General features: G+C 64.8%; 25 protein-coding genes, 1 tRNA gene and 2 pseudogenes. 20 read left to right on the forward strand and 8 right to left on the reverse strand.

What is annotated here, in order from left to right:
• The first annotated feature begins 25 nt into the window (after window positions 1-25).
• The 4 genes from EH240_RS25480 (at window position 26) to EH240_RS25495 (ending at window position 3112) form a co-directional block, all read left to right on the forward strand.
• Window positions 26-436, forward strand: a complete 411-nt coding sequence (locus EH240_RS25480) for a VOC family protein (RefSeq protein ID WP_125003778.1) — start codon at window positions 26-28, stop codon at window positions 434-436.
• Window positions 436-1113 carry an RdgB/HAM1 family non-canonical purine NTP pyrophosphatase gene (gene rdgB / locus EH240_RS25485; protein ID WP_125003780.1) on the forward strand — a complete coding sequence of 226 codons (678 nt, stop codon included), beginning with the start codon at window positions 436-438 and terminating at the stop codon, window positions 1111-1113. Before EH240_RS25480 ends, rdgB begins: the two co-directional genes overlap by 1 nt.
• A complete protein-coding gene (gene hemW / locus EH240_RS25490; RefSeq protein WP_125003782.1) occupies window positions 1110-2288 on the forward strand; it encodes a radical SAM family heme chaperone HemW in 1179 nt (392 codons plus the stop codon). The genes rdgB and hemW overlap by 4 nt, the downstream gene beginning before the upstream one ends.
• Before the next feature lie 503 nt (window positions 2289-2791).
• Window positions 2792-3112, forward strand: a complete 321-nt coding sequence (locus EH240_RS25495) for a low molecular weight protein tyrosine phosphatase family protein (RefSeq protein ID WP_125003784.1) — start codon at window positions 2792-2794, stop codon at window positions 3110-3112.
• Window positions 3113-3326: 214 nt separating this feature from the next.
• On the opposite strand, the gene EH240_RS25500 is transcribed toward EH240_RS25495, so the two are convergent.
• Window positions 3327-3515, reverse strand: coding sequence for a hypothetical protein (locus tag EH240_RS25500; protein ID WP_125003786.1), 189 nt, complete (start codon window positions 3513-3515; stop codon window positions 3327-3329).
• A 156-nt stretch (window positions 3516-3671) separates the two neighbouring features.
• Here EH240_RS25500 and rsmI point away from each other — a divergent pair, with 156 nt between their 5' ends.
• On the forward strand, window positions 3672-4562 hold the full coding sequence (gene rsmI, locus EH240_RS25505) for a 16S rRNA (cytidine(1402)-2'-O)-methyltransferase (RefSeq protein WP_167484155.1): 891 nt from the start codon (window positions 3672-3674) through the stop codon (window positions 4560-4562).
• Window positions 4563-4706: 144 nt separating this feature from the next.
• Window positions 4707-5021, forward strand: coding sequence for a YraN family protein (locus EH240_RS25510; protein WP_245436363.1), 315 nt, complete (start codon window positions 4707-4709; stop codon window positions 5019-5021).
• 99 nt (window positions 5022-5120) lie between these two features.
• Here EH240_RS25510 and EH240_RS25515 read toward each other — a convergent pair whose 3' ends face one another.
• On the reverse strand, window positions 5121-5927 hold the full coding sequence (locus EH240_RS25515; protein ID WP_125003790.1) for an undecaprenyl-diphosphate phosphatase: 807 nt from the start codon (window positions 5925-5927) through the stop codon (window positions 5121-5123).
• Between the two features lie 159 nt (window positions 5928-6086).
• Here EH240_RS25515 and EH240_RS25520 point away from each other — a divergent pair, with 159 nt between their 5' ends.
• The 9 genes from EH240_RS25520 (at window position 6087) to EH240_RS25560 (ending at window position 15303) form a co-directional block, all read left to right on the forward strand.
• Window positions 6087-6779 (forward strand): glutathione S-transferase family protein, encoded by a 693-nt coding sequence (locus EH240_RS25520; protein ID WP_125003792.1) that lies wholly within the window; start codon window positions 6087-6089, stop codon window positions 6777-6779.
• The gene (queG, locus tag EH240_RS25525) at window positions 6760-7911 is read left to right on the forward strand and encodes a tRNA epoxyqueuosine(34) reductase QueG (protein WP_125003794.1); all 1152 of its coding nucleotides are present in this window, start codon (window positions 6760-6762) and stop codon (window positions 7909-7911) included. Before EH240_RS25520 ends, queG begins: the two co-directional genes overlap by 20 nt.
• Window positions 7912-7931: 20 nt before the next feature.
• Window positions 7932-8837: an SDR family oxidoreductase gene (locus tag EH240_RS25530; RefSeq protein ID WP_125003796.1), complete on the forward strand. Its 906-nt coding sequence runs from the start codon at window positions 7932-7934 to the stop codon at window positions 8835-8837.
• A 91-nt stretch (window positions 8838-8928) separates the two neighbouring features.
• Entirely contained in the window at window positions 8929-10011 is a 1083-nt protein-coding gene (gene mepA, locus EH240_RS25535) for a penicillin-insensitive murein endopeptidase (RefSeq protein WP_125003798.1), read from the forward strand.
• Between the two features lie 81 nt (window positions 10012-10092).
• Window positions 10093-11112, forward strand: a complete 1020-nt coding sequence (locus EH240_RS25540) for a glucokinase (protein ID WP_125003800.1) — start codon at window positions 10093-10095, stop codon at window positions 11110-11112.
• A gap of 420 nt (window positions 11113-11532) precedes the next feature.
• Window positions 11533-13389 (forward strand): ABC transporter ATP-binding protein, encoded by a 1857-nt coding sequence (locus tag EH240_RS25545; RefSeq protein ID WP_125003802.1) that lies wholly within the window; start codon window positions 11533-11535, stop codon window positions 13387-13389.
• Window positions 13386-14207, forward strand: a complete 822-nt coding sequence (gene dapB, locus EH240_RS25550; protein WP_125003804.1) for a 4-hydroxy-tetrahydrodipicolinate reductase — start codon at window positions 13386-13388, stop codon at window positions 14205-14207. The genes EH240_RS25545 and dapB overlap by 4 nt, the downstream gene beginning before the upstream one ends.
• Before the next feature lie 92 nt (window positions 14208-14299).
• Window positions 14300-14920 (forward strand): 2,3-bisphosphoglycerate-dependent phosphoglycerate mutase, encoded by a 621-nt coding sequence (locus tag EH240_RS25555; RefSeq protein WP_125003806.1) that lies wholly within the window; start codon window positions 14300-14302, stop codon window positions 14918-14920.
• A gap of 298 nt (window positions 14921-15218) precedes the next feature.
• A tRNA-Leu gene (locus EH240_RS25560) sits at window positions 15219-15303 on the forward strand.
• Between the two features lie 129 nt (window positions 15304-15432).
• Here the strand turns inward: EH240_RS25560 and EH240_RS25565 are convergent.
• Entirely contained in the window at window positions 15433-16212 is a 780-nt protein-coding gene (locus EH240_RS25565) for a class I SAM-dependent methyltransferase (protein WP_125003848.1), read from the reverse strand.
• 205 nt (window positions 16213-16417) lie between these two features.
• Between EH240_RS25565 and EH240_RS25570 the strand changes: the two are divergent.
• The 3 genes and pseudogenes from EH240_RS25570 to EH240_RS25580 form a co-directional block, all read left to right on the forward strand.
• Window positions 16418-16714 (forward strand): annotated as a pseudogene (locus tag EH240_RS25570) (UBP-type zinc finger domain-containing protein); the annotation flags it as partial.
• Window positions 16614-18638: a recombinase family protein gene (locus tag EH240_RS25575; RefSeq protein WP_245436360.1), complete on the forward strand. Its 2025-nt coding sequence runs from the start codon at window positions 16614-16616 to the stop codon at window positions 18636-18638. The pseudogene EH240_RS25570 and the gene EH240_RS25575, both read left to right, overlap by 101 nt.
• A 20-nt stretch (window positions 18639-18658) precedes the next feature.
• The gene (locus tag EH240_RS25580) at window positions 18659-18859 is read left to right on the forward strand and encodes a type II toxin -antitoxin system TacA 1-like antitoxin (RefSeq protein ID WP_125003808.1); all 201 of its coding nucleotides are present in this window, start codon (window positions 18659-18661) and stop codon (window positions 18857-18859) included.
• Window positions 18860-18931: 72 nt separating this feature from the next.
• On the opposite strand, the gene EH240_RS38150 is transcribed toward EH240_RS25580, so the two are convergent.
• Entirely contained in the window at window positions 18932-19108 is a 177-nt protein-coding gene (locus EH240_RS38150) for a hypothetical protein (protein WP_167484153.1), read from the reverse strand.
• Window positions 19109-19543: 435 nt separating this feature from the next.
• Between EH240_RS38150 and EH240_RS40150 the strand changes: the two are divergent.
• A pseudogene (locus EH240_RS40150) lies at window positions 19544-19948 on the forward strand (glycosyltransferase); the annotation flags it as partial.
• 14 nt (window positions 19949-19962) lie between these two features.
• Complete coding sequence (locus EH240_RS40155; protein ID WP_425374834.1) at window positions 19963-20358, forward strand: galactosyltransferase-related protein; 396 nt, start codon at window positions 19963-19965, stop codon at window positions 20356-20358.
• A gap of 24 nt (window positions 20359-20382) precedes the next feature.
• Here the strand turns inward: EH240_RS40155 and EH240_RS25590 are convergent, their stop codons facing one another.
• The 4 genes from EH240_RS25590 to EH240_RS25605 all read right to left on the reverse strand — a co-directional run bounded on the left by EH240_RS25590 (window position 20383) and on the right by EH240_RS25605 (window position 25256).
• Window positions 20383-21204 carry a maleate cis-trans isomerase family protein gene (locus tag EH240_RS25590; RefSeq protein ID WP_125003810.1) on the reverse strand — a complete coding sequence of 274 codons (822 nt, stop codon included), beginning with the start codon at window positions 21202-21204 and terminating at the stop codon, window positions 20383-20385.
• Between the two features lie 51 nt (window positions 21205-21255).
• On the reverse strand, window positions 21256-22497 hold the full coding sequence (locus tag EH240_RS25595; protein ID WP_125003812.1) for a D-amino acid dehydrogenase: 1242 nt from the start codon (window positions 22495-22497) through the stop codon (window positions 21256-21258).
• 156 nt (window positions 22498-22653) lie between these two features.
• Window positions 22654-23823 (reverse strand): cystathionine gamma-synthase, encoded by a 1170-nt coding sequence (locus EH240_RS25600; protein ID WP_125003814.1) that lies wholly within the window; start codon window positions 23821-23823, stop codon window positions 22654-22656.
• Complete coding sequence (locus EH240_RS25605; RefSeq protein WP_125003816.1) at window positions 23820-25256, reverse strand: pyridoxal-phosphate dependent enzyme; 1437 nt, start codon at window positions 25254-25256, stop codon at window positions 23820-23822. Before EH240_RS25605 ends, EH240_RS25600 begins: the two co-directional genes overlap by 4 nt.
• Window positions 25257-25600 lie beyond the last annotated feature (344 nt).

Here is a 25600-nt window from a genome sequence, read left to right on the forward strand (position 1 = left end):
CCGGCAGGGCAGAGGGGGGTGCCTCGTGACTCCTTCGGCGATCTTGGAATCAGCGCTCTACGTCACAGACTTGCACGCTGCGGAAGCCTTCTACCGCGACATCCTCGGCCTCGAGCCGTTGGGTAAGGTCGAAGGCCGCCACGTCTTCTTCCGCTGCGGCGAGGGCGTGCTGCTGCTGTTCAACGCCGAAGCGACCAAAATCCCGCCGGCGCCCGATGCCAGGCTGAAGGTGCCGCCGCACGGCACGGTCGGCGAGGGCCACCTCTGCTTCGCGGCGAGCGCCGATGAGATCGCCGAATGGCGCAGGCATCTGGCGGCAAAAAACATCGCCATCGAAAGCGAGTTCGAATGGCCGCAGGGCGGGCGCTCGATCTATATCCGCGACCCGTCGGGCAATTCGATCGAGTTCGCGGAGCCAAGGATCTGGGGTCTCTGATGCATCAGCTCAACGGACAAAAGATCGTCGTCGCCAGCCACAATGATGGCAAGCTGCGCGAATTCGCCGACCTGATGGCGCCGTTCGGCTTCGAGGCGAAGTCGGCCAAGGAATACGGCCTGCCGGAACCGGACGAGACCGGCACGACCTTTGAGGAGAATGCCTATATCAAGGCATATGCCGCGGCCAAGGCGACCGGCCTGCCGGCGCTGTCGGACGATTCCGGGCTGTGCGTCGACGCGCTGGACGGCGCGCCGGGCGTCTACACCGCCAACTGGGCCGAGACGCCGGACGGCAGCAGGGATTTCGGCATGGCCATGCAGCGCACCGAAGTGGCGCTGCAGGAGGTCGGCGCCGTGGAGCCCGCGCGACGCACCGGCCGCTTCGTCGCCGTCATCTGCCTCGCCTTCCCGGATGGCGAGGCCGAATATTATCGCGGCGAGGCCGAAGGCACGCTGGTCTGGCCGCCGCGCGGCACGCTCGGCTTCGGCTACGATCCGGTGTTCCTGCCCAACGGTTTCGACAAGACCTTTGGCGAGATGAGCGCGGAGGAAAAACACGGCTGGAAGCCAGGCCAGGCAACGGCGCTGTCGCACCGAGCCCGTGCCTTCCAGAAGTTTGCGCAAGCCCGATTGGATTTGGCGCGCTTGGATTTGGCCAGGCTCGGCTCAAAATGATCGGGATCGGCCAAACCATGCCGCTCGACCGCAGCCCCGGATTCGGCGTCTATATCCATTGGCCGTTCTGCGCGGCCAAGTGCCCTTACTGTGATTTCAACAGCCATGTCCGCCACCAGCCGGTCGACCAGGAGCGTTTCGCACGCGCCTTCGAGACGGAGCTGGCGACCATGCGCGCCCGCAGCGGGCCGCGCGAGGTGACCAGCATCTTCCTCGGCGGCGGCACGCCGTCGCTGATGAAGCCCGAAACCGTGGCGGCGGTGCTGGACGCGGTGGCGAAGAACTGGACGGTGCCTGACGGTATCGAGGTGACGCTGGAGGCGAACCCCTCCTCGGTCGAGGCGGAGCGCTTCCGCGGCTATCGCGCGGCCGGCGTCAATCGCGTCTCGCTCGGCGTGCAGGCGCTCAACGACAAGGATCTGCGCTTCCTCGGCCGGCTGCACAATGTCGAGGAGGCCTTGCACGCCATCGGGCTAGCGCGGGAGATTTTCCCGCGGCTGTCCTTTGATCTCATCTATGCGCGACCAGGCCAGACGCCCGAGTCCTGGCGGGCGGAGCTCGAAGAGGCGATCGGCCATGCCGCCGACCACCTGTCGCTCTACCAGCTGACCATCGAGGAAGGCACGCCGTTCCATGCGCTGCATGCGGCGCGCAAATTCACCATTCCGGACAATGACCAGGCGGCCGATCTCTACGCGCTGACGCAGGAGGTGACCGAAGCGCATGGGCTGCCTGCCTATGAGATCTCCAACCACGCGCGGCCGGGCGCCGAGAGCCGGCACAATCTGACCTACTGGCGCTACGGCGAATATGTCGGCGTCGGACCGGGCGCGCATGGCCGCTTCGTCGAGAACGGCCGCCGCACGGTGACGGTCGCCGAGAAGATGCCGGAAACCTGGCTCAACCTGGTCGAGGCCAAGGGCCACGGCGTCACCGGCGGCGAGATCCTGACGCGCTCGGAAGAGGCCGACGAGTTCCTGCTGATGGGACTGAGGCTTGCCGAAGGCATCGACCTTCAGCGCTACGAGACGTTTGCCGGGCGCGGCCTATCGAGCGACAGGTTGTCGGTGCTGCAGGAGGAAGGGCTCGTGGCGCCGGTCGGCAACGCTCGGCTCCGCGCCACCACGGCCGGCATGATCGTGCTGGATGCGGTGGTGGCGGATTTGGCGCGGTAGGGGCCGCAGCCCGGCGGCTGGATCCTCCGGTGTTACGATTTATCGGCTCGAGCAAGGATGCTACGGCTCGGTGTATTCTACCTGAAGCAATCGCATCCAACATAGGCTTGCTATGAAGTTCCTGATCCACGAGACGCTGCGGACTTTGAACACGAATGATGTTTTCGAGTTTGGGCTGACCGACATATCGAAATCTCAAGAATATGACGATCTCTACGAGGCTGAGGCAAAAATCATAAAGGACCAGACGGTCATAAGAAAATATAAGGCGTCAGGCCTGAGCGAGTTCGACGTGGTGCAGCAATTTTGTGACGTACGTAGGGATAAACCTCAGGGCAATTGCAAAAGACGACTCAGTAGAATTCGATCTTCTCGGACTTACGCTTGATCAATACATCCCTTTAACCAAAACGATACGCGAGATCTGGGATGAGTAGGTGCCTTCGATGGAGTGCAATTTGGTCTTCCGGCCAAAGAAATGGCCCGTCTAAAGATGGAAGCATGTGAAGAACGTCCTCTTCGTTTGCAGCCAGAATCGCCTTCGCAGCCCGACCGCCGAGCAGGTGTTTTCCAACCGGCGCGACATCGAGGTCGAATCAGCCGGCACTAATCACGACGCGGACAACCCGCTGACGCGTGAGCTGGTCGCCTGGGCCGACATCATCTTCGTCATGGAGAAGGCGCATCGCGCCAAGCTGCAGAAGAAATTCCGGGCAAGCCTGAAGGGTGCCAGAGTGATCTGCCTCGACATCCCCAACGACTATGAGTTCATGGAACCGGAGTTGGTGCGGATTCCGGAGACGAAGGTCCCGCGATATCTTTAGCGGAGGCGGCGCTCCCAGCACCTTCGTCATCCTCGGGCTTTGACCCGAGGATTCATGCCGTGACCTCGGCCGAGGGTGTAGCGGAGCAGAATTCTGCACCGCTGGCGACGCTTCAATGCAACAGGATCCCAGGGTCTTCGCTACGTCGCTTCGCTCCTTGCTTCGCCCAGGGATGACGAAGCGAGAGAGCCGTCTGCGGCTCAAATGGGACGCTCTAAGCTTCGTGCTTCTGGCGGTGCTTGCCGCGGTTCTTCTCCGCATGCGCCTCACCTTCGCGGACGGGCTTGCTGCCAGCCTTGTCGCGGCGAGCGCCGGACTGATCGGCTATCGGATGGGTCGGCTCGCCCTCGCGGGCGGTTTTGCTTTCGAGTCGGCTGATGAAGATGTCAAAGCGATTAGGCATCGTCGGGTCCTGCTCCTCCGGGGAATCAGGGTTGAAAATCTGCCGGCGCCGGTTTCGTTCCTCACTGTGGCGAAGGCATGGCGGTTTCCTTGCCTCGACTTCACGTTTTGCAACCGGCCGTGAGCCATGCCAAACAGGGTGAATGGAGGGTTATTCTTGACCGGCGACAAACGCAGCTATGTGATAGGCCAGACCGAGATGCCGGTGCGGCCGCTGGAGCCGGCGCTCTATCTGGTGGCGACGCCGATCGGCAATCTCGCCGACATCACGCTGCGCGCGCTGGAGACGCTGGCCAGCGCCGATATCGTCGCCTGCGAGGACACGCGCGTCTCGCGCGTGCTGCTCGAACGCTACGGCATCCGCCGCCGCACCACGGCCTATCACGAGCACAATGCCGGCGAGGCCGGACCGAAGCTGATAGCAGCGCTCCAAGCTGGACAGAGCGTGGCGCTGATTTCCGACGCCGGTACGCCGCTGGTCTCCGATCCCGGCTATAGGTTGGTCGGCGAAGCGCTCGACCACGGCATCCGCGTCGTGCCCATCCCCGGACCATCGGCGGCTCTTGCCGCGCTGACGGCTTCCGGCCTGCCCTCCGATGCGTTCCTGTTCGCCGGTTTTCTACCCGCCAAGGCAGGCCAGCGGCTGACCAAGCTCGAGAGCTTCAGGCAGGTGCCCGCGACGCTGATCTTCTTCGAATCGCCGCGCCGGCTGGCCGAGACGCTTGCCGCGATGGTGAACGTGCTCGGCGGCGGTCGCCGGGGCGCGATCGGCCGCGAGCTGACCAAGACATTCGAGGAGATGCGGACGGGCACGCTAGGCGCGCTTGCCGAGCACTATGCAGCCGCCGATACGCCGAAGGGCGAGATCGTCATCTGCGTCGGTCCGGCGGAGGCGACCGCGGACCAGCCGGCCGACATCGACCGGCTGCTTTTGTCGCTAGCGGCGGAAATGCCGGCCTCCAAGGCGGCGGCGGAAGCGGCGAAGATGACCGGCGGCCAGAAACAGGCGCTTTACCGGCGGCTGCTGGAGCTCAAGGACAGACCATGATCCCGAACCGAAGGTCAGCGAACGCAAAAAGTGGAAACCGGTTTTCGGAAAAGATCATGGTCAAACAAAGAGATGCCGGCGGTGGCTGAGCGCTCGATCGGGCATCGGCGCAAGGCTTATCGGCGTGGCCATCGCGGCGAATGACTGGCGGCGCTGGCGCTTATGGTGAAGGGCTATCGCATCCTCGCGCGCCGCCATCGCACGAAACTCGGCGAGATCGACCTGATCGCCCGGCGCGGCGATCTCGTGCTGTTCGTCGAGCTCAAGGCGCGGCGAACGCTGATCGAGGCGATGGAGGCGATCGCCCACGCGTCGGAGCGGCGCATCGAGGGTGCGGCCGACCTCTGGCTCTCACGCCAGCCGGATTATGGCAGGCTATCCGTGCGCTTCGACATGATGGCGGTGCTGCCCTGGCGCTGGCCGGTGCATGTCGAGAATGCGTTTTATGGGCGGAATTGAGCCATTCCCTTCGTCATCCACGGGCGGAGCGAGGAGCGTAGCGACGCAGCGCAGACCCGTGGATGGCGAAGGCGTGTTGGAGCGCCGCCTCGGTGTTAATCACCCCCAGATCATCAGCGCCACCAGCCCGAGCCCGCCGACCACAAGGCGCCACCAGCCGAACAGCGAGTAGCCCTTGCGCGAGACGAAATCGAGCAGGAAGCGCACCACGAAGAGCGCGGTGACGAAGGCGGCGACGAAGCCGACGGCGATGATCGGCAGGTCCGCCGAGGTCAGCACGTTGCGGTTCTTGAACAGGTCGAAGGCGAAGGCGCCGACCATGGTCGGCATGGCGAGCCAGAAGGAGAACTCCGCCGCCGCGCGCTTGTCGACGCCCAAAAGCAGCGCGCCGACGATGGTCGAGCCGGAGCGCGAGGTGCCGGGGATGAGCGACAGGCACTGGAACAGGCCGATCTGCAGATAGAGCCTGGTCGGGAAGCGCTCGACGTCGTGGTAGAACGGCTTCAGCTTCAGGCGATCGACGGCGAGCAGCACGACGCCGCCGATGATCAGCATGATGCAGATCAGCCGCGGCGATTCGAACAGGAAGGTCTTGATGAAGTCATGCGCCAGCGCGCCGATGACCGCCGCCGGCAGGAAGGCGATCAGGATGCCGATGACGAAATGCCTGGTCAGCCGGTCGTGCGGCAGTTCGAGCAGCATCTTCCAGAGGCGGCGGAAATAGACGCTCAGGATGGCGAGGATCGCGCCGAGCTGGATCAGGATCTCGAAGGCCTTGGCGGTCGAATGGAAGCCGAGGAAATGGCCGGCGAGCAGGATGTGGCCGGTCGAGGACACCGGTATGAATTCGGTCAGGCCCTCCAGCAGGCCGAGCAGCAGCGCTTCGACGATGGTTTGGCTTTCCATTGGCAACCTCGAGTCGGGTGATGGCTGAAGAAAACGGCTTGCTTGTCACGGCGCGGAAGTCCCCCTATAGGTCGCAGCACCGTGACGGCCGCATGACGGGCCGCCAAGACTTACCGGCGCAGCGGGCGATTCGCCAGTGCGCCCTATCATCGCGGAACCATGCTGACGCTTTTCCACCATCCGATGTTCGCCACTTGCCGGTTCGTGCGCCTCGCCTTCGGCGAGTATGGCGAGGAGCTGGCGCTGATCGAGGAGAAGCCCTGGACGCGGCGCAAGGAGTTTCTGGCGCTGAACCCGGCCGGCACGTTGCCGATCCTGCTTGCCGAAGGCGACGTGCCGATCGTCGGCGCCATGGTGATCGCCGAATATCTCGACGAGACGCGCGGGGTGCTGAAGCGCGACAAGCGGCTGTTCGCCGAGGACCCTATGCAGCGCGCCGAAATCCGCCGCCTGACCGACTGGTATCTCAGCAAGGCCGAAAATGAGGTGACGCGGCATCTGGTGCGCGAGCGCGTGCTGAAGCCGGTCATGCCGGAGACGGCGGGCGGCGGCTCGCCCGATTCGGCGGCTATCCGCGCAGCGCGCGCCAACATCCGCCAGCACATGAAATACACCAACTGGCTGGCCGGCACGCGCCATTGGCTGGCCGGCAACAAGGTGACCTATGCCGACCTTGCCGCGGCCGCAACGCTTTCGGTGCTCGACTATCTCGGCGAGATCGACTGGCGCGAGCATGTCGCCGCGCGCGAATGGTATACCCGGGTGAAATCACGGCCGTCCTTCCGGCCGCTGCTCACCGACCGTGTGCGCGGCCTGTCGCCGGTATCGCATTATGCGGACCTCGACTTCTGATAAGGCCCGCCTGCGCGCGCTGATCGACACGGAGGCGCGCCGCGCCGGCTTCGACGCCGTTGCCGTCGCCAGGCCGGACGCGATCCCGCTGGCGCCGGCGCGCCTGGCGGAATTCGTCGCCGACGGTTTCCATGGCTCGATGGAGTGGATCGCCGAGACGATCGAGCGACGCGCTGAGCCGTCGACGCTGTGGCCGGAGGTGCGCTCGATCATCGTTCTGGCGATGAATTACGGTCCTGACCACGATCCGCGCGGCGCTCTTGCAAAGCGCGATCGCGGCGCGATCTCCGTCTATGCTCAGAATCGCGACTATCACGACGTGATGAAGGGCCGGCTGAAGGAGATCGCGGGCAAGATCGTCGCGCGCGCCGGCGGCGACGTGAAGGTCTTCGTCGACACCGCGCCGGTGATGGAAAAGCCGCTTGCCGAAGCCGCCGGCCTCGGCTGGCAGGGCAAGCACACCAACCTGGTGAGCCGCGCGCATGGCTCATGGCTGTTCCTCGGCACTATCTTCACGACCGCCGAGCTCGAGCCGGACAAGCCGGAAGAAGACCACTGCGGCTCCTGCCGCGCCTGCCTGGACGTCTGCCCGACCGATGCTTTCCCGGCGCCATACCGGCTCGACGCGCGGCGCTGCATCTCCTACCTCACCATTGAGAACAAGGGGCCGATCCCGCACGAATTCCGCGAAAAGATCGGCAACCGCATCTATGGCTGCGACGATTGCCTCGCCGTCTGTCCGTGGAACAAATTCGCCAGCGTCGCCTCCGAGGCCAAGCTTGCCGCGCGCAATGACCTGCGCGAGCCGCCCTTGTCTGAACTCTTGAGGCTCGACGACGCGACGTTCCGGTCCTTCTTCTCGGGCTCGCCGATCAAGCGCATCGGCCGCGACCGCTTCGTGCGCAACGTGCTGATCGCCGCCGGCAATTCGGGCGATGCTTCGCTGGCGCCCATCGTTCGCGGCCTGCTCGACGATGCCTCGCCGCTGGTGCGGGGTGCGGCCGTTTGGGCGCTGTCGCGACTGGCGCCTCGGCGCGATTTTGCCAAGCTCGCCGCATCGGCCCTGCAGGCCGAAGACGATGCAACGGTGCGCGACGAATGGCTTTCGGCACTGCCGGATCATGCAAAATGATCATTGAAGGGGGTTCATTGATGGGTGAAAAACGCTTCTTCATCTTCGGCGCCGGCTATTCCGGCAAGGCCTTCGCGCGGGCCAATGAGCAGGGCGCGCCGATCTTCGGCACGACGCGCTCGCCGGAAAAGTTCGAAGCGCTGCGGCGGGCGGGCATCGAGCCGTTGCACTTCGACGGAGCGCTGACGCCCGGGATCGGCGACGCCCTTCGGCAAACGACGCATCTCATAATCTCGGTAGCCCCGGACGAGGCGGGCGATCCGGTGCTCAACGCCGTCGGCGAGACGATCCGGGCAAAGATGCCGTCGCTCAAATGGATCGGCTATCTCTCGACCGTCGGCGTCTATGGCGATCATGGCGGCGCCTGGGTAGACGAGAGCGCCGACTGCAAACCGGTGTCGAAGCGCTCGGCGATGCGGGTGGCGGCCGAACGGGACTGGCTGGCTCTTGGCCGGGAAATCGGAAAGCCGGTGGCGATCCTGCGATTGTCCGGCATTTACGGCCCCGGCCGCAACGCGCTGGTCAATCTCGAGGACGGCACCGCAAGGCGGCTGGTCAAGAAAGATCAGGTGTTCAACCGCATCCATTGCGACGACATTGCCGGTGCGCTGTGGCACCTGGCTGATAAGAATCTCGGCGGCGTCTTCAACGTCACCGACGACGAGCCGGCGCCGCCGCAGTACGTCGTCACCTATGCCGCCGGACTGATGGGCGTCACACCGCCGCCGGAAATTCCTTTCGAGACCGCCCAACTTTCGCCCATGGCGCGTTCCTTCTATGGCGAGAACAAGCGCGTCGCCAACGCGGCGATCAAGGCGGCCGGCTACAGCTTTCGTTTCCCGAACTATCGGGTGGCGCTGGAGCGGATGTGGGCCGACGGCAACTGGCGGGACGGAGAGCCGCGCAGCCCGATGAAACGCTCGTGATCGAAGCGTCGCGCATGGCATGATATGATTCGCACGCTGCGCCGACGAATTTGACTGGCCAACGAATTTGACTGGAGAGGGACCCGGCCTGATGACGTTGCGATCGCTGCCCGACAGGAAGCCGTTCCTGACCGCCGCGCTTGCGCTGGTGACTTTAGCCGCGTTTGCCGCGGCCGCGATCTCGGCCGAGCCCCGCGCAAAAGACCTGTTCGGCGCCAAGAAGCTGCCGGCGGTGGCGCCGGCGCAATCCTTCGGCTTCTATTCCAAGGGCTGCTTCACCGGCGGCGTCGCCTTGCCGATGGACGGGCCGGCCTGGGAAGTGATGCGCCCCTCGCGCAACCGTCGCTGGGGCCATCCGGCGATGATCGCGCTGATCGAGAAGCTTGCGCGCGACGCCCATGCCGACGGCTGGCCGGGGCTTCTGATCGGTGACGTTTCGCAGCCGCGCGGCGGCCCGATGATGACCGGGCATGCCTCGCATCAGATCGGCCTCGATGCCGATATCTGGCTGACGCCGATGCCGGGGCGCCCGCTGACGATCGCGCAGCGCGAGACCATGAGCGCGACGCTGATGGTCAACGAGAAGACGCATCTGGTGAAGGACACGCTGTGGACGCCGGCGCATACGCGGCTTTTGAAGCGCGCGGCGAGCTATCCTGAGGTCGAGCGCATCCTCGTCAATCCCGGCATCAAGAAGAAGCTTTGCGACACCGTCACCGGCGACCGCTCCTGGCTGCGCAAGATCCGGCCGTTCTGGGGCCACGACTATCACTTCCACATGCGCATCGGCTGCCAGCCGGGCTCGCCCGGTTGCAAGGCGCAGCAGGCGACGCCCGGCGACGACGGCTGCGGCAAGCCGCTGGCCTGGTGGTTCACCGAGGAGCCCTGGCGCCCGAACAAGAACCCGGACGCGCCGAAGGCACGCGACCTGATGACGATGGCCAACCTGCCGAGGGAATGCCAGGCGGTGCTCGCCGCGCCGGATGCGCCCTCGCTGGAGGCCGTGACCTATCGCGGCGCCGGCGCGGCCACGGTCGCGGCCGCCAAGCCGCAGGTGACCGAGCCGGCCGAGACGATCTCCAGCGGCGCGGCGACGCTGCCGGCCCAGGCCAGCGCCTTCGCTCCGACGCCCGCGATCGGCATTCCGCTGCCGCGGCCCAGACCGGGAAACTGACGCCAAACCGGCTTTCCCTTTGCAAGTCCATGCGCTAGTTCAACGAACAGGCAGGCGGCCGGAACGGGACGAGCAGAGAGCATGGTAGGCGAAGACGACATAGCGCTGCGGTTTCCGGTCCTGATCGGCGACATCGGCGGCACCAATGCGCGTTTCTCGATCGTGCTCGACGCCAATTCGGAAGCGACCGAGCCGCAGATCGTCCAGACGGCCAATTTCGAGACGATCGACGAGGCGATCCAGGCGGCGGTGCTCGACCGCTCGTCGATCCAGCCGCATTCGGCGGTGCTGGCGGTTGCCGGGCCGGTCGACGGGGACAAGATCCGGCTCACCAACTGCCCCTGGGTGGTCAAGCCGCGCCAGATGTTTGCCAATCTGGGCCTGAGCGAGATCGTCGTGCTCAACGATTTCGAGGCGCAGGCGCTGGCGGTGGTGGCGCTCGGCGAAGAGCACATGGAAAAGATCGGCGGCGGCTCGCCGGAGCCGAGCGCGGGCCGGGTCGTGCTCGGCCCCGGTACCGGGCTCGGCGTCGCCGGGCTGATCTACGCGCTTCGCCACTGGATACCGGTGCCGGGCGAGGGCGGGCACATGGACATCGGCCCGCGCACGCCGCGCGACTTCGAGGTGTTCCCGCATATCGAAAAGCTCGAGGGCCGTATTTCCGGCGAGCAGATCCTGTGCGGCCGCGGGCTGGTCAATCTCTATCGCGCCGTGGCCAAGGCCGACGCCAGGCCGACACCCTTCACCACGCCGGCCGAGATCACCGCTGCCGCGCTCGCCAAATCCGACCCGGTGGCGGAAGAGGCGCTGTCGTTGTTCGTCACCTGCCTCGGCCGCACAGCGGGCGACCTGGCGCTGGTATTCAAGAGCCGCGGCGGCGTGTTCCTGACCGGCGGCATCGCGCAGAAGATCGTGCCGGCGCTGAAAGCCGGCAATTTCCGCGCCGCCTTCGAGGATAAGGCGCCGCACCGCGCGCTGATGCGCTCGATGCCGGTCTATGTCATCACGCATCCGCTGGCGGCGCTTCTCGGCCTGGCCGCCTATGCCAGGACCCCGTCGCTGTTCGGCGTCCAGACCGCGGGACGGCACTGGCGGGCGTAAGGCCGGGTCGCGGCGGTTTGGGCAGGACCAACGTCTGCGGTTTGGCCCGTCGAAACTAGCCCAGCTTCGTCATTCCAGGGCGAAGCAGGAGCGAAGTTCCGTCGCGGAGTCCCTGGAATCCATGCCGTGACGTTAGCCGAGGAATGCGACGGTGCAGAATTCTGCACCGTGGGCGGCACCTCGATGTAACGGCATGGATCCTGGGTCTGCGCCGCGTCGCTTCGCTCCTTGCTCCGCCCCAGGATGAACGAACCTGTGCGTTCGCCAAGCACCGAACTTTCCCAACCTGTAACAAGTTCTTGGGGCCTGGACACCAGGTCGTGAATGATCCGCGACGAAGTTTCGCCATAGGCAAGCCGCGACGAGGACGTTAAGAGGGGTGCCAAAATCTCCAAACGGAACCACGAAACGACCCTCGATTTGAATCAGCTTCAACATCAAGCGAAGGCCCCGCCGGGCGAAACCTGGGCTATACTGCGCCGCATCATCGCCGAGAACGGCCGTGAATACCGCTGGTCCTACGTCGTCGCCATCACCTGCTCGCTGGTCGTTTCGGGCACGACGGCCTTCGCCGCCTGGATCATGAGCCCGGTCATCAACCAGATCTTCTACGACCGGCGCAGCGACCTGATCTTGCTGATCTGCGCCGGCATCATGGGCTCTTTCGTGCTGCGCGGGCTTGCCACCTACGGCCAGGCGGTGACGCTGTCCAGGATCGGCAACAATCTGGTGGCCCGCTACCAGCGCCGCATCTTCGACCATCTGATGAAGCTCGGCGTCGGCTTCTTCACCGACACGCGTTCCGGGCAGCTCGCGGCGCGGGTCAACGAGAACATCAACGGCATCCGTGACCTGCTGTCGATGACGCTGACCTCGATCGCGCGGGACGGGGTGTCGCTGATCGGTCTCATCGGCGTCATGATCTATCAGGACCCGCTCCTGTCGCTCTCCTCGCTGCTGATCGGGCCGCCGCTGATCTATGCCGTCGTCTATCTGCAGCGCCGCGTTCGCCGCATCTCGCGCGAATCCGTGCAGATCAACTCGCGGCTGATCGGCGCCATGCAGGAAGCGACGCAGGGCATCGCCATCGTCAAGGCCTTCACCATGGAAGACGAGCTGTCGCGGCGCATCGGCCAGCTCTCGGAGAGCGCCGAGCAGCGCGGCAACAAGATCTCGCGCGTGTCGGAGCGGCTGACGCCGATTTCCGACATGCTGGCCGGGCTCGCCGTCACCGGCGTCATCGCCTATTCCGGCTACCGCGCGCTGGTCCTCGGGCAGCCGCCGGGGGCGGTCTTCTCCTTCATCACGGCGCTGATCCTCGCCTACGACCCGGCGCGCCGGCTGGCGCGCATGCAGGTCGGCATGGAGCGATCGCTGGTCAATGCGCGCATGATCTACGAACTGCTCGACCTCGAGCCGCAGCAGGGCGACGCGCCCGGCGCGGCCGAGGCCAGGATCACCAGCGGCGAGGTACGCTTCGACAATGTCACCTTCAGTTATGCCGAAGACATGCCGGTGCTGCGGAACCTGAGCTTCACCGCCGCCGCAGGCAAGGTCACCGCGATCGTCGGCGCCTCCGGCGCCGGCAAGTCGACGCTGGTGGCGCTTTTGCAGCGCTTTTACGACGTCGACAGCGGCAACATCACAGTCGACGGCCAGGACATCTCAAAGGTGACCAAGCAGTCGCTGCGCCAATCGATCGCCTATGTCTCGCAAGCGCCCTACCTGTTCGAAGGCACGATCCGCGACAACATCCGCTACGGCCGGCTCTCAGCCACCGATGCCGAGATCGAGCAGGCGGCCAGCCAGGCCGCCGCGGACGACTTCATCCGCCAGCAGCCGCAAGGCTTTGACACGCCGGTCGGCGAGAACGGCGTGACGCTGTCGGGCGGCCAGCGCCAGCGCGTCTCGATCGCCCGCGCCATCGTGCGCCAGGCGCCGATCCTGTTGCTCGACGAGGCGACCTCGGCGCTCGACAACGAGGCGGAAGCGCGCGTCCAGGAAGCGCTGACCCATGTCATGGCAGGGCGCACCACCATCGTGATCGCGCACCGGCTGTCGACCGTGGTCAATGCCGACCACATCATCGTGCTGGAAGAAGGCCGACTGGTCGAGCAGGGCACGCATGCCACGCTGATGGCCGACCCGCACAGCGTCTATGCCCGCTTCCACCGTGTGCAGGGCAAGAAGGGGCTGGGGCTTGTCGACGACGCCAAGCCAATCCAAACTCCGCTGCCGCGCACGCGCGCGAAGAAGGCTGTCAGGAGAAGCGCATGAGCGAAACGGGCGATATGGGCCTTGTGGTGGTCGGCGCCGCCGGTCGGATGGGCCAGACGCTGATCCGCGCCATCCACACGATCCCCGGCGCTCGCGTTGCCGGCGCTGTCGAACGACCGGGCTCGCCCTATCTCGGCAAGGATGCCGGCGAGCTTGCCGGCATCGGCATCATCAACGTGCCGATCGTCGACGACCCGCTGCCGGCTTTCGCCAAGGCCGACGGCGTGCTCGACTTCACCGCACCCGGCGCAAGCGTCGAATTCGCCGGCTATGCCGCGCAGGCGCGCATCGTCCATGTCATCGGCACGACCGGCTGCTCGGCCGACGACGATGCGAAGATCGCGGCGGCGGCCCGCCATGCGACAATCGTCAAATCCGGCAATATGAGCCTTGGCGTCAACCTGCTGGCGGTGCTGGTGGAGCAGGCGGCACGCGCGCTCGACCCGCAAGATTTCGACATCGAGATCCTGGAGATGCATCACAAGCACAAGGTCGACGCGCCGTCCGGCACGGCGCTGCTGCTCGGCGAAGCGGCGGCGACGGGCAGAGCAATCGCTCTCGAGGACAACAGCGTGCGGGCGCGCGACGGCCACACCGGCGTGCGCAAGGCAGGCACGATCGGCTTCGCCGCGCTGCGCGGCGGCTCGGTGGTCGGCGACCACAGCGTGATCCTGGCCGGAACCGGCGAGCGCATCACGCTTGCCCACCATGCCGAGGACCGGGCGATCTTCGCCCGCGGCGCCGTCAAGGCAGCGCTTTGGGCGCGCGGCAGAAAGCCCGGGCTCTATTCCATGCGAGACGTGCTCGGCCTGAGCTGAGGCGGCTCTCAACTTCTTTTCTTCTGCAATTCCGGACGGAAAGCCGCCACACACTTTTCCTGGAATTGCTCAAACCACGTAGAGGAGCAAACATGTCGGGAACTCTCGTGCTCGTGCGCCACGGCCAGAGCGAATGGAACCTGAAGAACCTGTTCACCGGCTGGCGCGACGTCGATCTGACCGAGCAGGGCAATGCGGAAGCCCTTGCCGCCGGCGAGAAGCTCAAGGCGCGGGGGCTCAAATTCGACATCGCCTTCACCTCGGCGCTGAAGCGGGCGCAGGAGACCTGCCAGCACATCCTCGACGTGGTCGGCCAGAGCGATCTGAAGACCATCCGTGACCAGGCGCTCAACGAGCGCGACTATGGCGACCTCTCCGGCCTCAACAAGGACGACGCGCGCAAGAAATGGGGCGAGGAGCAGGTGCACATCTGGCGCCGCTCCTACGACGTGGCGCCGCCCGGCGGCGAAAGCCTGAAGGATACCGGCGCGCGGGTATGGCCCTATTACCTGCACGACGTGCAGCCGCATGTGCTGCGCGGCGAGACGGTGCTGGTCGCCGCCCACGGCAATTCGCTGCGCGCGCTGATCATGGCGCTGGACGGCAAGAGCGGCGAGGAGATCGTAAAGCTAGAGCTCGGCACCGGCGTGCCGGTGATCTACAAGCTCAACGCCGATTCCACGGTGGCGAAGAAGGAAGTGCTGGAGGGGTGAGGGGCTCTTTGCATTCTGGCGGCTAGCGGAGCGAGCAGCGGTCTCCAGGATAATCGCTTCAGGTCTGACTTCCTTCCGCCCTATCTATCCAGCGCTTGTGCCGCCCCTCACCTGCCTGCCGGCATCCTCTCCCCGTATTAGTGACGGGGAGAGGGGTGCTGTCATTGCCGGTTTCGCCAATCGCCAACGATGCAAGACCGGCGCCGGCGTTGCGGCCGGGCGATGAGGGGCAGCGTCAACGCCGACGAAAAAAGCGCGTTGACAGGCATCGCCCGCCCGCTTACATGAGCCCGCACCAGCCCAGATGGCGGAATTGGTAGACGCGCACGGTTCAGGTCCGTGTTCCGCAAGGAGTGGAGGTTCGAGTCCTCTTCTGGGCACCATCTCATCCCGACTGCCAACGGGATCTCACGTCAAAGCAAAGTCGTATGACACCCCTATCGGGGGATGATCGGTTGCAGCGCTGGGATCAGACTGCCGTAACGGCTGGAGTTCCCAGCGGTGCGAGACGGCTATCCGTTCGCACGACGGGCAGTGATGAGCCACGCACGCGAGTCGAACAGCACGCCCTCGGTCGTCATGTGCGCCTCCAACATATCGCGCAACCGCTGCGACACCTTGGCGGGCGGCTCAGTCGCACGCGCCAGCGCTTCCTTCACCATTTGAAACCTGCTGACAGCATCGAACGCGGCGTCGGCATTCGGCCCGTAGAAGACCGGCTCATGCACCTCGGTGAAGTCGATGGACATAAATCCGGCGGCGCTGAGAAGATCTGCAGCGACGGCAGGATCCCCAAGTGAAAACGCCATGGGAACCTCCCCGGACGGCATGCTTTGCGGGTTCAGGGCTTGGCGAATGGCTCCTGACCACTCATTGCGCTCCTGGCTCTGCCAGACCATCCACGCAAGGCGCGCGCCCGGCCGCATCGCCCGGCCGATATTGGCGAATGCAGCCGCCGGATCGGCAAAGAACATCACTCCGAACCGGCTGATGCAAAGATCGAAACTGGCAGCAGGGAACGGGTGAGATTGCGCGTCCCCCTGCTCAAAGGCCACGTTGCGCAGCCCGTCTTCGGTGCAACGCCGCCGCGCAACTTCGAGCATCTCATCGGACGTATCCACGCCGACCACTTCTCCGTCGACGGCGACGCGCGCGGCCTCACGGGTCGTTTGTCCCGCACCGCAACCGATGTCCAGCACCCGGTCACGTATCGCGACACGGGCAGCGGCCCCAAGGTGCCTATTGTGCCGTGCCAGTTCCGCGTCGTAGAAGTCAGCGCATTCCAATGCCATCACCCCGCTTTATCCTGGCTGCCGACGAGAATAGTCTCCTTCTGCAGCAAATCGCGACGTTCGAGATTAGCCTCGAGCCTGGGACTTCGTCATCCCAGGGCGGAGCAGGCGCGAAGCGACGTCGCGCAGACCCTGGGATTCAAACCTGATGATCGCGGCGCTACGATCGCGGGATGGCTCCATCCGTGAACCGGCGGAGATCGTGATGGACGAATGCAGGCATACGGGCGACATCCAGGACGTGACGCCGAGCGCGCTCGGCTGCGAGGAATGCCTGAAGAGCGGATCCTAGTGGGTGCATCTCAGGCTCTGCCGCACCTGCGGCCATGTCGGCTGCTGCGACGACTCGCCCAATCGCCACGCCACCAAGCATTTTCATGCCACCCAGCATCCGATCATCGATGGCTACGATCCGCCCGAAGGCTGGGGCTGGTGTTATGTCGACGAGGTTTTCATCGACCTTGGCGAGCGAACAACGACGCAGAGCGGCCCAATCCCGCGTCGATGTCATCGATGCCGATCTCGGCTTGAGCGCAGCGTCTGCTGCAAAACGGAATGGCTTCAAGGAACTCGTCGGACGGGTTGGCCTCAGCGAGATCGGGTTGATCCTATCGATCGATGTGACGCGGTTGGCGCGCAACTGTTCAGATTGGTACCCGCTCCTGGATATCTGCGGCCTGCGCGGCTGCCTTATTGCCGATCGCGATGGCGTTTATGATCCCGGCAGCGCCAATGGCCGCCTGCTTCTCGGCCTGAAGGGAACGATCTCAGAGCTCGAGCTGCATACGATCCGCAGCCGTCTGACGGCTGGTCTGCTTGCCAAGGCCGAGCGCGGCGAGCTTGCCCTCATGCTGCAAGTAGGCTTGACGCGCGATCCGAGCGGGGTGGTTGTCAAAGATCCGGATCTTGCCGTTCAGGAACGGCTTGAGCTTGTGTTCCAGACATTCCTGAAGTTCCGCACCGTTGCCAAAGTTATGCGTGTGCTGAACGATCGGGGCCTGGCTTTGCCGCGCCGAGACCGGCACGGCGAGCTGCGCTGGGCGCGAGCGACGGTCTCGGCGGTGGCGGCAATCCTGAAGAACCCCGCTTATGCCGGTGCCTTTGTCTATGGACGAACCAGGCCCAGTGCCACCGCGTGCGAAGGCGGTTCGCCGGCAAAGGTGGCGCGGCCGATCGATGAATGGCGGATCGTCGTGAAGGACCGATATCCGCCTTACATCGACTGGCCAACCTATGAGAATATCCGTGAAGTGCGAGACAACCGAGCCGAATACATGCGCATCAAGACGAGAGGTGCTCCCCGCAACGGCGAGCTTCTGCTGCATGGCATCGTCTGGTGCGGGCGGTGCGGCCACAAGATGTACGTTCGCTACAAAGGTGGCGGAGAGTATGTGTGCAATCATCTGCGCTCCCACACTGGCTTGCCGGCCTGCCAGCACATCCGCGCTTCACGCGTGGATGCCGCTGTGGCCGACGCATTCTTGGCGGCGCTGGCGCCTGCCGAGATTGATGCGCTGTCGCGAGCCCGCCGGGCGCAACAGCAGGTCGAAAAGGCCCTGCGCAGCAGCGCGGAACGTGAGCTTGAGCGCAAGCGCTATACTGCAGCGTTGGCCGAGCGCCAGTTCAACCGCGTCGATCCGGACAATCGTCTTGTCGCCGGCGAACTCGAGCGTAGATGGGAAGCGGCGTTGAGCGAGGTTCGCGCTGCCGAAGAAGCCCTTGCCCGGCAAGCTTCGGCCGAGCCCGTCATGCAAATGGCGCTGGGCAAAACCCTCAACAGCAAGGTCGTCACCCTTTCCGGTCGCCTGCCGCAAATCTGGGCGGACGACGCCACGACGGACGCGCATCGCAAGGCGCTGTTGCGGTGTCTGGTCGAAAAAGTCGTTCTCGATCGCGGCGAGCACGATGTTGCTGTGGCCAGAATTGTCTGGCGAGGCGGCGCGGTCACGGAACTTGAGGTCAAGATGAAGGTCAACTCCGTCGCCAAGCTCACGCGCGGTGAAGAAATGCGTGCGCGTCTGCTCGATCTCGCAATAGCCGGCATGCCTGATGATGAGATTGCCGCCGTCCTCACCCAGGAGGGGCACCGCTCGCCCAATTGCGCCGAAAAGGTCCTGCCGATCACCGTGCAGCGGATCCGGCTCGGCGCCGGGATCAGGATAACGACACAGCGCAACCGATGGACCCACAAGGCCACTTCGCTGAGCGCCACACAATTGGCCGCACGGCTGAACATCCCCGTCAATTGGATCTATGTGCAAATCAGACAGAAGCGCCTCCTGATCGACCGTCAGCCGACCGGAGCCTACCTGTTCCAAAACTCCCCTTCCGTAATCAATGCAGTCCGCGACCTCCGCAACCACACCATCCGCCACCTTGATCTGAGAATCATTCAGCCTCAACAGGAGGGGTATCAACATGTGTGATCGATTGAGGGTGCCGACTGATGAAGAACAAGCCCTCAAACAAAGCTCGCAAGCGGATATCTGACACCCGTGTTGAGTTGAATGAGGTGCTCGATCGCACGCTTATCGCGGTCGCGCCGGAAGCTTATGCGGAGTTAGTCACCCTGCTTGATGCGCCGTCAAAGCCCAGCGAAAGGTTGAGCCGACTGATGAATGCGCCGCTGCCGTGGAAGAATGACTAAATGCTCATGGGGCGTTGACCAACGGCAGATCAACGCGCCAGCCAGTCGAACCCTCGCCGCTGGGGGCGCCGCCTATTTCACCGAGCTGGTGACGGTCCGGTCGATGGCGTCGGGATCGCGGCCGGCAAGCGCGCCGATGATCAGAAGACTGACAATGATCGGGACAAACAGGATCGCGACACGCGCCTGCACGTAGAAAATGGCGCGCCATTCGTTGCGCTTTTCGGGGCTGTCTTTCATCGCGCTCACTTTGTCATGCCTCCCGAGGCGGGACATAGTAGCGAAGCATTAAGCAACCTTTTCCGGAACCGTTAACGCCAGCGGATTCCGAAAGTTTCGGAACCGCGGCCGGCGGCCACCCGACCGGCAAGCCAACCAGCTTCGTGGGGCGCACGCGGCCGGCCGATGTGTTCTCGCGCCGTGGAACGAGGCGGCGGAAACCTGTCACGGGCAAAATCTGCGGGCCTCGGCACTTCTCCGATTTTACCGCTCCATACCTAAGAGAACTCTAATGATATTGACGAAAGCCATTCGACACCAATAGAAGACGGTGGGGTTTCTTGGTGGGGTATAGAGAATGCTTGGGGGGATGGTCCGCGCCATGTTTTCGCGCGGAAGACCGCGTTGTCGCGGCTTTATCCAGAACAGTTTTTATCAACGGCAAGAAACGGCGGGGACATTTTCATGACCCCGCCCGAAGCTATATCGGTTTCGGTGATCGTCAACACTTACAACTGGCCGGAAGCACTGAAACTCAGTCTCCAGTCGCTCGCCGGCCAGAGCGAGCGCCGCTTCGAAATTATCGTCGCCGACGATGGTTCGCGCCCGGACACAGCCGACGTGGTCAAAGCCTTTGCCGGCGCTTCATCGATCCCCGTCAAGCATGTCTGGCATGAGGATGTCGGCTTTCGCCGCGCCGCGATCCTCAACAAGGCCATAACCGAGGCCTGCGCCTCCTATCTGATCTTCATCGACGGCGACTGCATCCTGCAGCCCGACTTCGTCGCTCGGCATCGTGCGCTGGCCAGGCCGAACTACCTCGTCACCGGTAGCCGCGTCCTGCTTGGTCAGGAATTTAGCCAGCAATTGCTGGCGGCAGGGACGTGGAGCCATCAGGCCTTCCGCCGGAACATCCTGCGCCACCGCTTGAAAGGCGATATTTCCAAGATCGTCGCGTTTTTCGTGCGGCTGCCCTGGCGGCCGATGTCGGATTATCGTTCCTCGTCTTCCGGCGCATCAAGGGCTGCAATCTCGCGTGCTGGAAAAGCGATGCGCTTTCCGTCGGCAGCTTCGACGAGACCTTCACGGGCTGGGGCTACGAGGATGCCGACTTCGTCTTCCGATTGCAGGACAAGGGTATCATCCGGCGCGCCGGCACCTGGGCCACAGAGGTACTGCATATCTGGCACAAGCCGGCCGATCCGAGCCGTGCCACGACGAACCAGAAGGTCGTGCTCGATAGGATAGAGGCAGCCCGCCTTCGCAAGAAAGCCGCTTAAAGAACGCGTCCTGCGTCCTTGACGTCAGCCGGCGGGCAGCGCGAACAGCCGGCCGCCGGCCGGCACGACGTCGTCGACCCCGGCGAGCCGGAGGCAGTGCCAGGCCATCGCGTGGTTCGAGGAGGTGACGGGAATGCCGATGCGCCGTTCCAGCCCCGCCACCGCCTCGGCGACGCGCAGGCTGGTGCAGGAGATGAAGATGGCGTCCACCCCCGGCACCGCCGCCATTCGCTCGGCCGCCGCCTCGATCGAAGCGAGCGAGATGCGGGCCGCCTCGCGGTCGTCGCGCCGGTCGAAGGTGGCGACGGCTGATATGTCGAGGCCCCGTCCGGTGAAATAGCTGACCAGGCCGCGGTTGATCTCAGGCGCGTAGGGCGTCAGCAGGCCGATGCCCTTGGCGCCGAGCGCCTTGAAGGCGGCAAGCGCGCCGGTGACTGGCGTGGTGCAGGCGACGCCCGGCCGCGCCTTCCTGATTTCGGCGAACACGGCCTCCTCGCCGAGCGTCATGGTGGCGGAGGTGCAGCCGAAGCCGACGACGTCGAGCGGAACGCTGGGCAGGATGAGGTCGACGGTCGGCGCGATCCGCGGGCCGATGGCGCGCAGCGTGTCGGGCGTGATGTCGTTGTCGTTGAAGAGACGCGCCTCGTAGAAGGCGACGCCCGGAATGCGCACCAGCGCGCGGAATTCATGCTCCAGCGTCTGGTCGGTGGCGAGGATCGCAAGCCCGATCGCCGCGCGCGAGGCAAGGCCGCCATCGAGCTCCGACGGCAATACGCCCAGATCGACTGGCCTGGGATCGACCGGTCCTGAAGGGTGAAGGCGGGCAGCGGCTGCGCTGACGGACATGGCATTCTCTTTCTTGTCGACCCCGTTCGGGCCCTGTCGGGGACCCTGCGTTCAGTTCAAAAGCCCATCCATCGAGATGGCCGGCTGGCGGCCGGCGATCAGATCGGCGGTGATGCTGGCCGAGCCGTGCGACATGGTCCAGCCGATGTGGCCGTGCCCGGTGTTGAGATAGAGGTTGCGCAGGCGTCGGCGTCCGAACTCGGGCAGGTTGTTCGGCGTCATCGGCCTCAGGCCCGCCCACATCTCGGCGCGGTCATAGTCGGCGCCCTCGGGATAAAGCTCCTGCGTCACGCCCTTCATGAAGGCGAAGTCGGCCGGCTTGTGGCTGGTGTCGTAGCCGGCGAATTCCGCCGTGGCGGTAACGCGGATGCGGTCGCCGAAGCGCGAGATGGCAACCAGATTGTGCTCGTCGACCGAAGCGATGGTCGGCGGATGCGGCCGGTTGCCGACCGGAATGGTCAGCGAATAGCCCTTGATCGGGTAGATCGGCAGGCCGATGCCGATCGCCTCCGCAATCAGCGGGCTGTAGGAGCCGAGCGCCAGCACATAGGCGTCGCCCTTGAACTCGCCTTTGTCGGTCAGCACCTGGGTGACGCCGTCGCCCGAGGTCTCGATGCCGGTGATGGTCGTGCCGGTGCGGATTTCGCCGCCGCGTTCGACGATCTTGGCGGCGAGCGCGCGGGTGAATTTCGCCGGATCGCCGGTCTCGTCGGTCGGACAATAGATGCCGCCGGCGATTTTATCCCGGGCAGAGGCCAGCGATGGATCGAGCGCGACGACGCCGTCGCGGTCGAGCACCCTGATCTCCTGCCCGTCGGATTCCAGCAGCTTCATGTGCTCGACGCCCTTGTCGAGCGCCTGCTGGCTGCGGTGGAAATAGACGATGCCGCGGTCGTTGCGGTCGTAGTCTATCTGCTCATCGGCGATGACCTCGTGCAGGACCGATTGCGAATAGGCGGCAAGGCGATGCTTGAGCAGCGTGTTGCGTCTGGCCTTCTCGGCCGTGCATTCCATCAGGAACAGCCACGACCAGCTATAGAGCCTTGGATCGGCCGAGAGCTTGAAGCGCAGCGCCTGGTCCTTCAGCAGGAGCGATTTCAACAGGATCATCGGCGCCTTGGGCGACGACCAGACAAAGGAATGGCCGGGCGCGATCATGCCGGCATTGCCCCAGCTGGTCTCGGCGGCGACTTGAGCCTGGCGATCGAGGATCACAACCTCATGCCCGTCCTTCTGCAGCTGATAAGCGGTGGTGACGCCGACGACGCCGCCACCCAACACGATCACGCGCATGACGCCTCCGGAGATCGCAAGCCGGCACAGTTTAGATTGTAGGTTGCGGTCTGCAAGTGGCGTCTCGGCGATCATATACGTCACGCCGGCGCGAAGGATCACAACGAATGGTGTTTAGCCCGCGACGGCGGGTCGCCGCGCGATGGGGACGGCCGGCTACCCCCCCAGCGCCTGGTCCAGATCCGCGATCAGATCATAGCCGTCCTCGATGCCCGCCGACAGCCGCACCAGCGAATCGGAAATGCCGATCTCACCGCGCTTTTCGACGGGGATCGAGCCGTGGGTCATCAGCGCCGGGTGCTCGATCAGGCTTTCGACGCCGCCGAGGCTTTCGGCCAGCGTGAAGAGCTGCGTGCGTTCGAGGAAGCGTTTTGTCCCGGCAAGATCGCGGTCGAGATCGACCGAGATCATGCCGCCGAAGGCGTGCATCTGGCGCTTGGCGATCTCGTGCTGCGGATGGCTGGAAAGCCCCGGATAGATCACGCGGCGCACGTCCTTGCGGCCTTCCAGCCACTGCGCAATCTTCAGGCCGTTGGCGGAATGGCGCTCCATTCTGAGCGCCAGGGTCTTGATGCCGCGCAGCGCCAAAAAACTGTCGAACGGGCCGGAGATCGCGCCGATGGCGTTCTGCAGGAATTTTAGCCGCTCAGCGAGGTCCTTGTCGTCGCCGACGACCGCCACGCCGCCGACCATGTCGGAATGGCCATTCAAGTATTTCGTCGTCGAATGCACGACGATGTCGATGCCGAGCTCCAGCGGCCGCTGGATGTAAGGGCTGGCAAAAGTGTTGTCGGCGACCGTGAGCAGGCCTTTGCGCCTGGCCAGCGCAGCGACCGCTTCGAGATCGACGATGCGCAGCAGCGGGTTGGTCGGCGTCTCGACCCAGAGCAGTTTTGTTTCCGGCCGGATCGCGGCTTCGACGGCGGCCAGATCGGTGAAGTCGGCGAAGCTGACCTTGAGGCCCGCCGAGCGCTTGCGGACCCGCTCCATCAAGCGGAACGAACCGCCATAGATGTCGTCGGTGGCGACGATGTGGGCGCCGGCATCGAGCAGCTCCAGCACGGTCGAGATCGCCGCCAGGCCCGAGGCGAAGGCGAAGGCTTTGGTTCCGCTCTCGAGGTCGGCCACGGCGCGCTCGAAGGCAAAGCGCGTCGGGTTCTGGCTGCGGGCATATTCAAAGCCCTTGTGCACGCCGGGCGACTGCTGGCCGTAGGTGGAGGTGGCGTAGATTGGCACCATCACCGCGCCGGTCAGCGGGTCGTGGCTCTGGCCGCCATGGATGGCGCGGGTGGAAAAGGCCAGGCGGTTCCTGCCGGATGTGGTCATTTTGCGCGGCGCCTCAGATGGTTGATCAGGTCGATACGGGTTATCAGGCCGATAAACTCCTCGCCATCGAAGACGATGGCAACCTCGTTGCGGTCGAAAACGGGAAGGAGCGCATCGAGCGTCTGGCTGGCCTGCAGCGTGTGCAAGGTCGAGGTCATGGCCGTGCGCACCGGCGCGTTGAAGCGGTCCCAGCGGCCGTCATAGGGGCCGTCGACCTTGGCCAGGATATCGCTTTCGTCGACGATGCCGACCAGCTTGCCGTCGTCGAGCACCGGCAATTGCGAGACGTCGGAGCGGCGCATGCGGCCATAGGCGTTGAGCAGGCTCTCCTCCGGGCCGACCCAGACCGTGTCGCCGGTGCGGTGCGAGCGCATGACCAGATCGCGGAGATCGCCATGCTGCTCATGCTCGTCGAGGCCCTGCTCGGCCAGCCAGATGTCGTCGAACACCTTGGAAAGGTACTTGTTGCCGCTGTCGCAGACGAAGGTGACGACGCGCTTGGCGGAAGTCTGCTCGCGGCAATAGCGGAGCGCGGCCGAAAGAAGCGTGCCGGAGGACGAGCCGGCGAGGATGCCTTCCTTCGACAGCAGGTCGCGCACCGCCAGCATGCTTTGCTTGTCGGGGATCGAATAGGCTTTCTTGACCAGCGACAGATCGGCGTTGGGCGGCACGAAATCCTCGCCGATGCCTTCGACGGTCCAGCTGCCGGCCTCTACCATCTTGCCGGTCTTGATCAGCGGCGCCAGCACCGAACCGACCGGATCGGCCAGCACCATCTCGGTCTTGGGTGACGCCTTGGCGAAGTAGCGGCCGAGCCCGGTGAGCGTGCCGCCGGAGCCGACGCCGACCACCACCGCGTCGACGTGACCGTCAAGCTGGGCAAGGATTTCCGGCCCGGTCGTGGTCTCGTGCGCCAGCGGGTTGGCCGGATTGGCGAACTGGTTGGCATAGAAGGCGCCGGGCAACTCGGCGGCGATCTTCTCGGCCATGTCCTGGTAGTATTCGGGATGGCCCTTGCCGACATCGGAGCGGGTCATGCGCACCTCGGCGCCTAAAGCGCGCAGGTGCTGGATCTTCTCGCGCGACATCTTGTCGGGCACGACGAGGATGATGCGGTAGCCTTTCGGGATGCCGACCTGGGCGAGGCCGAGGCCGGTGTTGCCGGCGGTCGCCTCGACGATGGTGCCGCCGCGCTTCAGCCTGCCGTCCTTCTCGGCCGCGGCGATCATCGACAGCGCGATGCGGTCCTTGATCGAGCCGCCGGGATTCTGGCTTTCGAGCTTGACGAACAGCCGGCACTGGCCGGTGTCGAATTTGGTCAGCTCGACGACCGGCGTCTGGCCGATCAGGTCGAGCACCGAGGCGTAAGGCGGGCGCAGCCGCGACAAAGTGCTTTCCGCGCCCTCGGGCGCCGGTTTCCTGTGCACGCTCATCTCGGACCCTCCATGGAAGCAAGTTCGACGCGGGTGACCAGTCCCGGCAATCTCGCGCACGATGCCGGCCGGAACCATTCCGGGTTCACGCATCGCGCACGAGCGTCTTTTCCAGCCCTTTGCCTCCGGAAAGAAGATAGATCGTGCCAACCCGGCGGCGAGTGGGGGAATGGAATTTCACCGGCGCTCAATCTCCCCTCTTGAGGGGGAGATTATGCCTCAACCGCCGCCTGACCGTCGATCTCGACGAGAATGTCCGGATTGCCGAGGCCAGACATTCGCAACACCTTCACGATCGGCGGCGCGCCGCGATTGCCCCAGAACGCCATCCAGGCGCCAAAGGC

Origin of the sequence: Mesorhizobium tamadayense, from assembly GCF_003863365.1 — a bacterium.
GTDB classification, from domain to species: Bacteria; Pseudomonadota; Alphaproteobacteria; order Rhizobiales; family Rhizobiaceae; genus Mesorhizobium; species Mesorhizobium tamadayense.

What these genes read in the sequence shown, in the direction of transcription:
- EH240_RS25590 (WP_125003810.1), bottom strand. Translation starts at nt 21,204, where the DNA reads ATGTCCGTCAGCGCAGCCGCTGCCCGCCTTCACCCTTCAGGACCGGTC.
- EH240_RS25520 (WP_125003792.1), top strand. Translation starts at nt 6,087, where the DNA reads ATGCTGACGCTTTTCCACCATCCGATGTTCGCCACTTGCCGGTTCGTG.
- queG (WP_125003794.1), top strand. Translation starts at nt 6,760, where the DNA reads ATGCGGACCTCGACTTCTGATAAGGCCCGCCTGCGCGCGCTGATCGAC.
- EH240_RS25500 (WP_125003786.1), bottom strand. Translation starts at nt 3,515, where the DNA reads ATGCCTAATCGCTTTGACATCTTCATCAGCCGACTCGAAAGCAAAACC.
- EH240_RS25605 (WP_125003816.1), bottom strand. Translation starts at nt 25,256, where the DNA reads ATGAGCGTGCACAGGAAACCGGCGCCCGAGGGCGCGGAAAGCACTTTG.
- EH240_RS25515 (WP_125003790.1), bottom strand. Translation starts at nt 5,927, where the DNA reads ATGGAAAGCCAAACCATCGTCGAAGCGCTGCTGCTCGGCCTGCTGGAG.
- EH240_RS25600 (WP_125003814.1), bottom strand. Translation starts at nt 23,823, where the DNA reads ATGACCACATCCGGCAGGAACCGCCTGGCCTTTTCCACCCGCGCCATC.
- EH240_RS25540 (WP_125003800.1), top strand. Translation starts at nt 10,093, where the DNA reads ATGGTAGGCGAAGACGACATAGCGCTGCGGTTTCCGGTCCTGATCGGC.
- rdgB (WP_125003780.1), top strand. Translation starts at nt 436, where the DNA reads ATGCATCAGCTCAACGGACAAAAGATCGTCGTCGCCAGCCACAATGAT.
- EH240_RS25580 (WP_125003808.1), top strand. Translation starts at nt 18,659, where the DNA reads ATGAAGAACAAGCCCTCAAACAAAGCTCGCAAGCGGATATCTGACACC.
- EH240_RS25565 (WP_125003848.1), bottom strand. Translation starts at nt 16,212, where the DNA reads ATGGCATTGGAATGCGCTGACTTCTACGACGCGGAACTGGCACGGCAC.
- EH240_RS25595 (WP_125003812.1), bottom strand. Translation starts at nt 22,497, where the DNA reads ATGCGCGTGATCGTGTTGGGTGGCGGCGTCGTCGGCGTCACCACCGCT.
- dapB (WP_125003804.1), top strand. Translation starts at nt 13,386, where the DNA reads ATGAGCGAAACGGGCGATATGGGCCTTGTGGTGGTCGGCGCCGCCGGT.
- EH240_RS25575 (WP_245436360.1), top strand. Translation starts at nt 16,614, where the DNA reads ATGGCTACGATCCGCCCGAAGGCTGGGGCTGGTGTTATGTCGACGAGG.
- EH240_RS25555 (WP_125003806.1), top strand. Translation starts at nt 14,300, where the DNA reads ATGTCGGGAACTCTCGTGCTCGTGCGCCACGGCCAGAGCGAATGGAAC.
- mepA (WP_125003798.1), top strand. Translation starts at nt 8,929, where the DNA reads ATGACGTTGCGATCGCTGCCCGACAGGAAGCCGTTCCTGACCGCCGCG.
- hemW (WP_125003782.1), top strand. Translation starts at nt 1,110, where the DNA reads ATGATCGGGATCGGCCAAACCATGCCGCTCGACCGCAGCCCCGGATTC.
- EH240_RS25530 (WP_125003796.1), top strand. Translation starts at nt 7,932, where the DNA reads ATGGGTGAAAAACGCTTCTTCATCTTCGGCGCCGGCTATTCCGGCAAG.